Origin of the sequence: Pseudomonas asiatica (assembly GCF_009932335.1) — a bacterium.
In the GTDB taxonomy this organism is placed as follows: domain Bacteria; phylum Pseudomonadota; class Gammaproteobacteria; order Pseudomonadales; family Pseudomonadaceae; genus Aquipseudomonas; species Aquipseudomonas asiatica.
In genome coordinates this window covers 918,489-930,754 of record NZ_BLJF01000003.1, presented here as the reverse complement: position 1 = coordinate 930,754, position 12,266 = coordinate 918,489, and the positions used below count along the sequence as shown (strand labels likewise).

Here is a 12,266-nt window from a genome sequence, read left to right as displayed (position 1 = left end):
AGGAGCAGCCTTGTGCTGCGAACGGGCTGCACAGCAGCCCAGATCCACAAATCCCCCGCACTCGCGTAAACTGCCAGCCTTCGCGCAGCCTAGGGCTGCCCCTGTCGATTTACCAAAGGTGCCCGCCATGCCCTGGCTGCAAGTACGCCTGGCCATCAGCCCGGAACAAGCCGAAACCTACGAAGATGCCCTGCTCGAAGTGGGTGCCGTCTCGGTCACGTTCATGGATGCCGAGGATCAACCGATCTTCGAGCCAGACCTCAACACCACTCCGCTGTGGTCGCACACCCACCTGCTGGCCCTGTTCGAGGCCGATGCCGATCCTGAGCAGGTATTCGCCCACCTGCGCCTGCTGACCGCTGCCGAACTGCCCGAGCACCAGGCCGAGGTGATCGAGGACCAGGACTGGGAACGCAGCTGGATGGACAACTTCCAGCCGATGCGCTTCGGCCGCCGCCTGTGGATCGTGCCAAGCTGGCACGAGGCCCCGGAACAGGACGCGGTGAACCTGCTGCTCGACCCCGGCCTGGCGTTCGGCACCGGTACCCACCCCACCACCGCACTGTGCCTGGAATGGCTCGACGGCCAGCAGCTCGAAGGCACCCAGGTGCTGGACTTCGGCTGCGGCTCCGGCATTCTGGCCATCGCCGCGTTGCTGCTGGGCGCCCGTGAGGCGGTCGGTACCGACATCGACGTACAGGCCATCGAGGCTTCGCGCGACAACGCCCAGCGCAACGGCATCGCCGACGAGAAGCTGGCGCTGTACCTGCCAGAGAACATGCCGGCCATGCAGGCCGATGTGCTGGTCGCCAACATCCTCGCCGGCCCGCTGGTGTCGCTGGCACCGCAACTGTCCGGCCTGGTCCGCCCAGGTGGCCTGCTGGCGCTGTCGGGCATCCTCGCCGAGCAAGGTGAGGAAGTGGCCGCAGCCTATGCCGCCGACTTCGAACTGGACCCGATCGTCGTTCGCGATGGCTGGGTGCGCATCAGTGGTCGCCGCCGTTAAGCGGGCCTAGAATACTTTTCTGCACAGCTCCCGGATTGCCGCATGACCGACAGTTTCGTCACCCAGTGCCCGCATTGCCAGACCAGCTTTCGCGTCACCCACCACCAGTTGAGCGTGGCCCGCGGTGTAGTGCGCTGCGGCCACTGCCTGCAGGTGTTCAACGCCGCCAGGCAGCTGCTGGAGCAGAACCGCGCCAGCGGAGCCAGCGCACCTGCGGTGCCGATGCCAGCTGCACCTGCCGAACCGCTGGTCGAACCGGCGATCGCACCCCAGCCAGTCGCCAGCGAGCCCAGCGCCCCCTCGGACGAGGACTGGGCGCTCACCACCCAGGCGCTGGAAGCGCTCGACCTCGACATGGAACTGGAGCGCCTGGAGCGCCGCGGCCAACCGGCCTCGGCTCGCCCGGCAAGCCAGGACGACGGCCTGCAGGCGAGGCGTGACGAACTGCACCCGGACGAACATGCCGACGACCTGTTCGGTACGGCAACCGATGAGCCGTTCGAGCCGCAACAGGCAGTAGAACCCACGCCCGTGCTGCGGGAGCCGGAGCCCCTGGAGCTGGACTTGGAACCCGCCCCAGGCGCGCGTACCGAGCCGACGTTAGGTGGCAATCTTGACCTGGACATCGACGACGAACCACCGGTACACCGTACCGCCGCAATCGATGACCACCCCGAATTCAACGAACCGCTGCGGGCCGCCGATGATGAGGCCCCTGTACGGGGCCTGAGCGCCCGCGACGACGAGCCACTGGAGCTGCACCTGTCAGCGCGCGACGACGAACCTGTCGAGCCGCTGCCCGGCGAACGTCTTGAACCAGGCCTAGCCGGCAAAGCCGAGCGCCCGGCGCGCAAGGAGCCGCTGGTAGATGTGGTCGACGCCCCCCTGCAACTAGGCTGGGAACAGCCCGCACCCAACTGGGGCAAGCGCTTGTTGTGGGGCTTCCTGACACTGCTGGCCGCTGGCTTGCTTGCGTTCCAGTACGTCTGGTTCCATTTCGACGAAATGGCCCGCCAGGACCAATACCGGCCGATCTTCCAGCAAATCTGCCCGTTGGTCGGCTGCGAGGTGCCGACCCGCGTCGATATCGCCCGAATCAAGAGCAGCAACCTGGTGGTTCGTAGCCACCCGGACTTCAAGGGCGCTCTGATCGTCGATGCGATCATCTACAACCGCGCGCCGTTCGCCCAGCCGTTCCCGCTGCTGGAGCTGCGCTTCGCCGACCTCAATGGCCAGCTGATCGCCAGCCGTCGCTTCAAGCCCAGCGAATACCTGTCCGGCGAACTGGCCGGGCGCGGCGAAATGCCAAGCCAGACCCCGATCCATATCGCCCTGGACATCCTCGACCCAGGGCCGAAGGCCGTTAATTACAGCCTGAGCTTCCGTTCGCCGGAATAACCAGCAGCCCTGTGGGAGCGGGCGTGCCCGCGAACACGGGCGAAGCCCGTGCCATCCATTGCGCCGCCTGCTTCGCGGGCAGGCCCGCTCCCACAGGGGCCGCGCAAGGTCCTGGACCTCACCCATACCAAAAGTCATAAGCCGACAACTGTTCAGATTTTATCCAAATCCATCTTTATCCGGTCACCGAGAGCGGGTATCATGCCAACCCTTTTTCGAACTCCAAGATTCGGCCCCACAACAGGGATCACCTATGTCGGCGGTACGCATCGGCCCATACACACTACGCAACAACCTGATCCTCGCGCCCATGGCCGGGGTCACGGACCAGCCTTTCCGTACACTTTGCCAGCGCCTGGGCGCCGGCATGGTGGTGTCGGAAATGGTCTCCAGTGACATGAGCCTTTGGAACAGCCGCAAGTCGAGCCTGCGCCGCATCCATGAGGGTGATCCCGAGCCACGCTCGGTACAGATCGCCGGTGGTGATGCGCAGATGATGGCAGCGGCGGCAAAGGCCAACGTCGAAGCAGGCGCCCAGATCATTGATATCAACATGGGCTGCCCGGCAAAAAAAGTCTGCAACAAAGCCGCAGGCTCTGCTTTATTGAGAGATGAAGCCTTGGTCAGCGAGATTCTCCACGCCGTGGTCGGCGCCGTGGACGTCCCGGTGACCCTGAAGATCCGCACCGGCTGGGACCGGGCGAACAAGAACGGCCTGAACGTGGCGAAGATTGCCGAGCAGGCCGGCATCCAGGCGCTGGCGGTGCATGGCCGCACACGCGCCGACCTGTACACCGGCGAAGCCGAATACGACACCATCGCTGCCATCAAGCAGGCGGTGTCGATCCCGGTTTTTGCCAACGGCGATATCACCTCGCCAGAAAAGGCCCGGGCGGTGCTGGACGCCACCGGGGTCGATGGCCTGTTGATCGGCCGGGCCGCCCAAGGGCGGCCATGGATCTTTCGCGAGATCGAGCATTACCTGCGCACTGGCGAACACCTGCCAGCGCCGCAGCTGGAGGAAGTGGAACGCATCCTGCTGGAGCACCTGGCCGCGCTGCATGCCTTCTATGGCGATGTGATGGGCGTACGTATCGCCCGCAAGCACGTTGGCTGGTACCTGGCAACACGACCCGGCGGCAAGGAGTTTCGCTCCCGGTTCAACGCTTTGGAAGACACACAAGCGCAGTGCGCCAACGTTCGCGCGTTTTTCAGCGAACGTCGACAGAGCCTTGAGGCAGAGGACGGACAAGGGGTGGCCGCATGACGATGATGACCGAGACATTTGTGAGTGGAACAACGCCCGTGAGCGACAACGCCAACCTGAAACAGCACCTCAACACGCCGAGCGAGGAGGGCCAGACCCTTCGCGACAGCGTCGAGAAGGCGCTGCACAACTACTTCGCCCACCTGGAAGGCGCGACCGTGACGGACGTGTACAACCTGGTGCTCTCCGAAGTCGAGGCGCCCCTGCTCGAAAGCGTGATGAACTACGTGAAGGGCAACCAGACCAAGGCCAGCGAGATGCTCGGGCTGAACCGAGGCACCCTGCGCAAGAAGCTCAAGCAGTACGACTTGTTGTAAGCCAGAATCCCAACCAGAAAAGGCGGCTCCCTGAACAGAGGCGCCTTTTTTGCTGACTCCACCGCGTTATTGGAACCCGAAATGACCGACCAGACTACCCGCCTGCCAGTCCGCCGCGCCCTGATCAGCGTCTCCGACAAGACCGGTATCCTCGAATTTGCCCGTGAGCTGCAGCAGCTCGGTGTCGAGATCCTGTCCACCGGCGGCACCTACAAGCTGCTCAAGGACAACGGCGTCAACGCGGTGGAAGTGGCCGACTACACCGGCTTCGCCGAAATGATGGATGGCCGGGTCAAGACCCTGCACCCGAAAATCCACGGTGGCATCCTCGGCCGTCGCGGCACCGACGACGCCATCATGAATGAGCACGGCATCAAGCCGATCGACCTGGTAGCAGTCAACCTGTACCCGTTCGAAGCCACCATCTCCAAGCCTGGCTGTGACCTGCCGACCGCCATCGAGAACATCGATATCGGCGGCCCGACCATGGTCCGCTCGGCTGCCAAGAACCACAAGGACGTGGCCATCGTGGTCAACGCCAGCGACTACGCCGGCATCATCGAAGGCCTCAAGGCCGGTGGCCTGACCTACGCCCAGCGCTTCGACCTGATGCTCAAGGCGTTCGAGCACACTGCTGCCTACGACGGCATGATCGCCAACTACATGGGCACCATCGACCAGGCCAAAGAAACCCTGAGCACTGAAGGCCGCAGCGAGTTCCCGCGCACCTTCAACAGCCAGTTCGTCAAGGCCCAGGAAATGCGTTACGGCGAAAACCCGCACCAGAGCGCGGCGTTCTACGTAGAAGCGAAGAAAGGCGAAGCCAGCGTTTCCACCGCCATCCAGCTGCAGGGCAAGGAACTGTCGTTCAACAACGTGGCCGACACCGATGCTGCGCTGGAGTGCGTGAAGAGCTTCGTCAAGCCGGCCTGCGTCATCGTCAAGCACGCCAACCCGTGCGGCGTGGCCGTGGTACCTGAAGACGAAGGCGGCATCCGCAAGGCCTACGACCTGGCCTACGCAACCGACACCGAGTCGGCGTTCGGCGGCATCATCGCCTTCAACCGCGAACTGGACGGCGAAACCGCCAAGGCCATCGTCGACCGCCAGTTCGTCGAAGTGATCATCGCCCCGAAAATTTCCCAGGCTGCCCGCGAAGTGGTTGCCGCCAAGCAGAACGTACGCCTGCTGGAGTGCGGCGAGTGGCCTGCCGAGCGCGCTGCCGGTTGGGACTTCAAGCGCGTCAACGGTGGCCTGCTGGTGCAGAGCCGCGATATCGGCATGATCACTGCCGATGACCTGAAGATCGTCACCAAGCGTGCGCCAACCGAGCAAGAGATCAACGACCTGGTGTTCGCCTGGAAAGTGGCCAAGTTCGTCAAGTCCAACGCCATTGTCTACGCCAAGCAGCGCCAGACCATCGGCGTCGGCGCCGGCCAGATGAGCCGCGTCAACTCCGCGCGCATTGCTGCAATCAAGGCCGAGCATGCCGGCCTGCAGGTGCAGGGTGCAGTCATGGCGTCGGATGCGTTCTTCCCGTTCCGTGATGGCATCGACAATGCGGCTAAAGTGGGTATCAGCGCCGTGATCCAGCCGGGTGGTTCGATGCGTGATGCCGAGGTGATTGCTGCCGCTGACGAAGCCGGCATCGCCATGGTCTTCACCGGTATGCGCCACTTCCGCCACTAAACAGATGCAGGGCCGATCGCCGGCCCTTGTAGGAGCGGCCTTGTGTCGCGATAGGGCCGCAAAGCGGCCCCAGCAATTTCTGCTGTGAAGCTGAAAACCTGGGGCCGCTACGCGCCCCTTTCGCGACACAAGGCCGCTCCTACAGGAAGCGGGATCGGCCAGACAAAATTCGAGGTTTTGACATGAAAGTTTTGATCATCGGCAGCGGCGGCCGTGAGCACGCCCTGGCCTGGAAAGTCGCCCAGGACCCACGCGTCGAGAAAGTCTTCGTTGCCCCGGGCAACGCCGGCACCGCCATTGAAGCCAAGTGCGAGAACGTCGCCATCGACGTGTGCGCCCTGGAGCAACTGGCTGACTTCGCCGAGAAGAACGTCGACCTGACCATCGTCGGTCCGGAAGCACCGCTGGTCATCGGCGTGGTCGACCTGTTCCGCAGCCGCGGCCTGGACTGCTTCGGTCCGACCAAGGGCGCGGCCCAGCTGGAAGGCTCCAAGGCTTTCACCAAGGACTTCCTGGCGCGACACAAGATCCCGACCGCCGACTACCAGAACTTCACCGAAATCGAGCCGGCGCTGGCCTACCTGCAGGAAAAAGGCGCGCCGATCGTGATCAAGGCCGATGGCCTGGCCGCGGGCAAGGGCGTGATCGTCGCCATGACCCTGGAAGAAGCCGAAGCCGCCGTGCGTGACATGCTGGCCGGCAACGCCTTCGGCGATGCGGGCTCCCGCGTGGTGATCGAGGAGTTCCTCGACGGCGAGGAAGCCAGCTTCATCGTCATGGTCGACGGCCAGAACGTGCTGCCCATGGCCACCAGCCAGGACCACAAGCGCGTCGGCAACCAGGACACCGGCCCGAACACCGGCGGCATGGGTGCCTACTCCCCTGCCCCGGTGGTCACCGCCGAAGTGCACCAGCGCGTGATGGACCAGGTGATCTGGCCGACCGTGCGCGGCATGGCCGAGGAAGGCAACGTCTACACCGGTTTCCTCTACGCCGGCCTGATGATCGACAAGGCGGGCAACCCCAAGGTCATCGAGTTCAACTGCCGCTTCGGCGACCCTGAGACCCAACCAGTCATGCTGCGCCTGGAGTCTAGCCTGGTACTACTGGTAGAGGCCGCCTTCGCCAAGGCGCTGGACAAGGTCGAAGCACAGTGGGACCCGCGCCCGAGCCTGGGCGTGGTACTGGCTGCCGGCGGCTACCCGGGCGACTACGCCAAGGGTGACGTGATCAATGGTCTGGACGCTGCTGCGAAGATCGAAGGCAAGGTGTTCCATGCCGGTACCGCACTCAAGGATGGCAAGGTGACTACCAACGGCGGGCGCGTGCTGTGTGCCACCGCCATGGGCAGCACCGTTGCCGACGCGCAGCAGCAGGCTTACCGCCTGGCCAAGGAAATCAGCTGGAACGGCAGTTTCTACCGCACCGATATCGGCTACCGGGCCATCGCCCGCGAACGCGGTGAGCACCAGCAGTAAGTTGTACCGGGCTGCCGCAGTGCGCTCCAGCACCTTGCGCCTGCGGCATCCGGCTCGTCGACAGGGCCCAAAGGGGCCTTGCCTTCGACTTGGCGCGCCGCGCATAGTTAATACCCGGCACCTAGGCTAAGAAGGGATTTCGTAGTGCGTCGGCTTCGGATTGCCTCAGCTCTGATCGTCAGCTTGCTGACCTTGCTCTGCATGTTCCCGGCGGCGGCCGAACATGACGGAGGCTGGGCCGTTATGCTCGACGAACAGGCCAACCTGCAACTGAGCGACGTGCGCTCCGAACGTTACCGCAACCAGTTCAGCCCGCTGGTACTGGCCGACCTGGATGCCGCTCCTGCGGAACAGGCCCTGTGGCTGCACTACCGCCTGGAGCCCGGCGAGCAGGAAAAACTGCTGCGGGTTTTCGCCCCAGACCTTTCTGGCCTGGACCTCTACGCCCTCGAGGGCGACAAGCTTCTGCGTCAGCTGCACCACGGGCGCCAGGCCGGCAATGCCAGCCCGACCCTGCGTGGCAGCGACCATGTACTACCCCTGCCCAACAGCAAGCAACCCCTGGATATCTACCTGCGCCTGGTTTCCGAGCACCAGCTGCGCCCGGCCATCAGCCTGGAGCCTGCGGCCGTGGCAGCCTCCGACCAACGCCAGCCACTGCTGTTCGGCATGCTGTTCGGCGGCCTGGTGATGCTGATCATGCACAACCTGATCCGCTTCCTCTACAGCCGCTCCAGCACCACCCTGATTCTGGCGCTGTACCACGGCCTGATGCTGCTCAGCGGCCTGATCCTGCTGAACCTCAGTGGCCCCTGGTGGCACGTTTGGCATAGCGCGCAAACACCCGCCGCATACCTGACGCTGGTCCTGGCCGGCCTGGCGGGGCTGGGTTTCACCCAGCATTTCTTCTCGCCATGCAACTCGCCACGGCTAAACCGTCTGCTGCAGGGCGAGATGCTGCTGGTCGGGGTGAGCGGGTTGGTGCTGCTGTTCGTCGACACCCTGCCCCTCAACCTGATGACCTACGCCCTGATGGCCCTGGGCAGCGTGAGCATGCTGCTGGTCAGCAGTTACCACTGGTACAGGGGCTATGCGCCCGCACGTCTGTTCAGTCTGGCCATGGTGGTGTTCAACCTCGGTGGCCTGGTGCTGCTGCCAGCGCTGCTGGGCCTGACCCGTACCTCGACGCCCTGGCTGCTGTGCATCCTGCTGGGCCTGACCGTGGCCAGCGGCCTGCTGCTCAACCTGGCCGTCAGTGAACGCCTGCGGCGCATTAGCGAGGAGCGCTTCAGCGCCAGCCGCGCACTGGCCGCCAGCGATGCCGAAATCAACGCCAAGGCCGAGTTCCTGGCCAAGATCAGCCACGAAATCCGTACCCCCATGAACGGTGTGCTGGGAATGACCGAGCTACTTCTGGGCACGCCGCTGTCGGTCAAGCAACGCGACTACGTGCAGACCATTCACAGCGCCGGCAACGAACTGCTGACGCTGATCAACGAGATTCTCGACATTTCCAAGCTCGAATCCCGGCAGATCGAACTCGATGACGTGCAGTTCGACCTCAACGCGCTGATCGAAGATTGCCTGAACATCTTCCGCGCCAAGGCCGAACAGCAGAACATCGAACTGATCAGCTTCACCCAACCGCAGGTACCACGGGTGATCAGCGGCGACCCGACGCGCCTGCGCCAGGCCTTGTCGAGCCTGCTGGAGAATGCCCTGAAAAACACCGACCAGGGCGAGATCCTGCTGGTAGTGGCGCTGGACCAGCGCGGCGAGGTACCGCGCCTGCGCATCGCCGTGCAGGACAGCGGCGAACCGTTGCCGGCCGCTGACCGCGAAGCCTTGCTGCAGGCCGAGTTGCACAGCCACCACTTCCTGTCCAGCAACAAGCTGGGCGGCCACCTGGGGCTGGTCATCGCCAAGCAGCTGATCGGGCTGATGCAGGGCGAGTTCGGCATCAAGAGCAGCAGCGGCATGGGCAATACCCTGTGGCTGACCCTGCCGCTGGACCCTTCGCGCCTGGAACAGCCACCGGCCGACCTCGACAGCCCGCTGCGTGATGCTCGCGTACTGGTGGTGGACGACAACGACACCTGCCGCAAGGTGCTGGTACAGCAGTGCAGCGCCTGGGGCATGAACGTCAGCGCGGTCCCGTCGGGCAAGGAAGCACTGGCCCTGCTGCGCACCAAGGCCCACCTGCGCGACTACTTCGATGCCGTGCTGCTGGACCAGAACATGCCGGGCATGACCGGCATGCAGCTGGCCGCCAAGATCAAGGAAGACCCGAGCCTGAACCACGACATCCTGGTGGTGATGCTCACCGGTATCAGCAACGCGCCGAGCAAGGTCATTGCGCGCAACGCAGGGGTCAAGCGGATCCTCGCCAAGCCGGTGGCCGGGTACACACTGAAAACCACCCTGGCCGAAGAGCTGGCCCAGCGCGGCCGCGAGCAAGCCGTACCGGCCAGTTTGCCTGGCATCCCCCAGGCACTGGACCTGCCCGACGACTTCCGCGTGCTGGTCGCCGAGGACAACAGCATCTCGACCAAGGTGATCCGCGGCATGCTTGGCAAGCTCAACCTCGAGCCCGACACCGCCAGCAATGGTGAAGAGGCCTTGCAGGCGATGAAGGCGCAGCGCTATGACCTGGTGCTAATGGACTGCGAAATGCCGATACTCGACGGTTTCTCGGCCACCCAGCAGCTGCGCGCCTGGGAAGCCGCCAACCAGCGCCAGCGCACCCCGGTGGTGGCGCTGACCGCGCACATACTTGCCGAACACAAGGAACGCGCCCGCCTGGCGGGCATGGACGGGCACATGGCCAAACCGGTGGAACTGTCGCAGTTGCGAGAGCTGATCCAGTACTGGGCCAACCACCGGGAAGCCAAGGTGGATCCGGTGCATAGTTCCTGACCTGTACTGCCTGTACTGGCCTCATCGCCGGCAAGCCAGCTCCCACACCGACCGCACCGATCTCAAGATATGCACAGTACCTGTGGGAGCTGGCTTGCCGGCGATTAGGCCAGTGAAGACAACCACGATCCTACTGATACACTTCCCCTCACCTTTCCTGCCAGGGGCTTCCCCATGCTCCATGAGTTGTTCAGCGTCTACCTGAAAATGCTCGTGCTCTACAGCCCGTTCTTCGTGCTGTCGTGCTTCATCAGCCTGACCCGCGGCCATTCCAGCAAGGAGCGCAAGCAGCTGGCATGGAAGGTGGCCATCGCCGCACTCATCGCCAGTGTCCTGCTGTACCTGTTCGGTCGGGCGATCTTCGGCATCTTCGGCATCACCGCCGACGCCTTCCGCATCGGCGCTGGCAGTGTGCTGTTCATTTCGGCACTGGGCATGGCCCAAGGCAAGTCTGCGGTACAGGCCGACAACGTCCAGCAGGATGTCACCATCGTGCCGCTGACCATCCCGCTCACCGTCGGCCCGGGCACCATCGGTGCACTGCTGGTAATGGGCGTCGGCCACCCGCACTGGGACGACAAGCTGTTGGCCATCATCAGCATCGCCCTGGCCAGCTTCACCGTCGGCCTGGTGCTGTACTTGTCGCACCGTATCGAGCGCATACTAGGCGACCAGGGACTGCAGATCGTCAGCCGGCTGATGGGGCTGTTCGTCTGCGCCCTGGCTGCGCAAATCATCTTTACCGGTATCAAAGGCTACCTGGCGCCATAGCCATTGCCTAATGCAGGTCGAACCGATACTCCCCTTGTGCATCCTTGGTTTTCATCAATGCCTCCAGCTCATCTCGCTGGTGTTGGAAACGCCCGTTATCCAGCTGCAAGGAAACGCCATTGAACCCGGCTTCACCCTCCAGCGCCTTTTCGACCAGCAGCATGTCCTGGGGTATGCCGGCGATCGGTGCGTCGAATTGGAAGGTAATACTGCAAAGATCGAGGACCGGGCCCGGCTTGAGCAAGCCAAGCTCGATCACCAGTTGCGAACCCTGCGTGCTGAACTTCAGCTGGTGACGAAAACCTTCGATCGATCGGCCCAGGCCACTTCTTACTGCAGCCAGCACAGCCTCATGACGGATCGAGCGCATCTTCAGCCACGCCTCGAGTGGCTGTATCTGCGCGCTGCGCGCGGGCTGCCCCAGCTGTTTCAAGTCATGCGTACTGGCCAGCTTGATCCAGCCCAGTTGCCGGTATGCCTCGCGATAGGCGTCATACCAGGCTTCATAGTTGTCAAAGCGTGACCCCGCATTCCTGTTGGCCACCAACTGGGCGTAAAGGATGGAGTCGAAGGCAGCCTGGCGTTGAATCTGGCCAGCGTCCGCGCGATACAGTAATGCCGTCCCGCCAATCAACATCAGTTGTTCAGCTGTTCTGTCCATTGCATTGCCTCGTCACAAAGAGCCGAACAAGGCGGCGTTGCAACAACGCCGCCCTGCAATCAGATGTCGTACTGGAGAACGTTCTCGACGCTGCGCACGCCGAGTTTGTTTTCCACGGTTTCGCGGACCTTGTCGTAGACGAAAGTGTTGAGGGTGAGCACAGCCATGCCGGCGTAGTACTCGGTCTTTTCCAGCTTCCACTGGATACCCAGGATGTCATCCTCCAGTTTGGGGGCAGAAGCCTGGATGCAGCTCACCACCATGACCACATCGTTGTTGTCGGTTTCGACGCAGGCGGCCATCCCGACCATGCCCCTGACCTTGTTCTTGCGCTTGTGATCGACCACCTTGACGTCATTTTCGACGGTGGTGAGTTTGTCGAAAGCCGCCTTGGCCAGCACACCCAACTTGGTACCACCCAGCACTGCATTGCCGACCGCACCGATCGCCCGTATAGCGACAGCGCCTATGGTGACAGACAACTCGGCAGAGGTTTCCAGCTCGAAGGTGCGACGAGGGATGGTAAAGCCAAGATCACGCATGACATCGATGAACCGGTCGTACCACTCCCTGCTCTGTTTTTCGGCATCGAAGGACTTGTCAGCCACCAAGGTGGCAAAGTGGAAGGCGTTCTTTACGTCATGACGGCTTTGCGAAGACATGCCTGCGCCGCAGGCCAGCAGGTTGCCTTCGACCAGGATGGCTGTGTCGGTCGCAGTGACTTGTGTTTCTGTGGACATGTGGAAACTCCTAGATGGTTGCC

At 63.2% G+C, this 12,266-nt stretch carries 10 protein-coding genes; 8 read left to right on the top strand and 2 right to left on the bottom strand.

The window, feature by feature from the left end; all coding sequences use genetic code 11:
* Positions 1 to 127 precede the first annotated feature (127 nt).
* The 8 genes from prmA to GYA95_RS26760 all read left to right on the top strand — a co-directional run bounded on the left by prmA (position 128) and on the right by GYA95_RS26760 (position 10,842).
* Entirely contained in the window at positions 128 to 1,006 is an 879-nt protein-coding gene (gene prmA / locus GYA95_RS26795; protein WP_015271949.1) for a 50S ribosomal protein L11 methyltransferase, read from the top strand.
* A 42-nt stretch (positions 1,007 to 1,048) separates the two neighbouring features.
* Entirely contained in the window at positions 1,049 to 2,404 is a 1,356-nt protein-coding gene (locus tag GYA95_RS26790; protein ID WP_015271950.1) for a DUF3426 domain-containing protein, read from the top strand.
* A gap of 253 nt (positions 2,405 to 2,657) precedes the next feature.
* On the top strand, positions 2,658 to 3,671 hold the full coding sequence (dusB, locus tag GYA95_RS26785) for a tRNA dihydrouridine synthase DusB (RefSeq protein ID WP_161551526.1): 1,014 nt from the start codon (positions 2,658 to 2,660) through the stop codon (positions 3,669 to 3,671).
* Positions 3,668 to 3,988 carry a DNA-binding transcriptional regulator Fis gene (fis, locus tag GYA95_RS26780; protein WP_012274390.1) on the top strand — a complete coding sequence of 107 codons (321 nt, stop codon included), beginning with the start codon at positions 3,668 to 3,670 and terminating at the stop codon, positions 3,986 to 3,988. The genes dusB and fis overlap by 4 nt, the downstream gene beginning before the upstream one ends.
* A gap of 81 nt (positions 3,989 to 4,069) precedes the next feature.
* A complete protein-coding gene (gene purH, locus GYA95_RS26775; RefSeq protein ID WP_015271952.1) occupies positions 4,070 to 5,677 on the top strand; it encodes a bifunctional phosphoribosylaminoimidazolecarboxamide formyltransferase/IMP cyclohydrolase in 1,608 nt (535 codons plus the stop codon).
* A gap of 182 nt (positions 5,678 to 5,859) precedes the next feature.
* On the top strand, positions 5,860 to 7,155 hold the full coding sequence (gene purD / locus GYA95_RS26770) for a phosphoribosylamine--glycine ligase (RefSeq protein WP_015271953.1): 1,296 nt from the start codon (positions 5,860 to 5,862) through the stop codon (positions 7,153 to 7,155).
* Positions 7,156 to 7,299: 144 nt separating this feature from the next.
* Positions 7,300 to 10,071, top strand: coding sequence for a hybrid sensor histidine kinase/response regulator (locus tag GYA95_RS26765; protein WP_015271954.1), 2,772 nt, complete (start codon positions 7,300 to 7,302; stop codon positions 10,069 to 10,071).
* A gap of 174 nt (positions 10,072 to 10,245) precedes the next feature.
* Entirely contained in the window at positions 10,246 to 10,842 is a 597-nt protein-coding gene (locus tag GYA95_RS26760) for a MarC family protein (protein ID WP_013974374.1), read from the top strand.
* 7 nt (positions 10,843 to 10,849) lie between these two features.
* Here GYA95_RS26760 and GYA95_RS26755 read toward each other — a convergent pair whose 3' ends face one another.
* Together GYA95_RS26755 and GYA95_RS26750 are read right to left on the bottom strand one after the other, a co-directional pair.
* The gene (locus tag GYA95_RS26755) at positions 10,850 to 11,503 is read right to left on the bottom strand and encodes a hypothetical protein (RefSeq protein ID WP_043935938.1); all 654 of its coding nucleotides are present in this window, start codon (positions 11,501 to 11,503) and stop codon (positions 10,850 to 10,852) included.
* A gap of 59 nt (positions 11,504 to 11,562) precedes the next feature.
* Positions 11,563 to 12,243, bottom strand: coding sequence for a hypothetical protein (locus tag GYA95_RS26750; protein ID WP_015271956.1), 681 nt, complete (start codon positions 12,241 to 12,243; stop codon positions 11,563 to 11,565).
* Between the last annotated feature and the right edge of the window lie 23 nt (positions 12,244 to 12,266).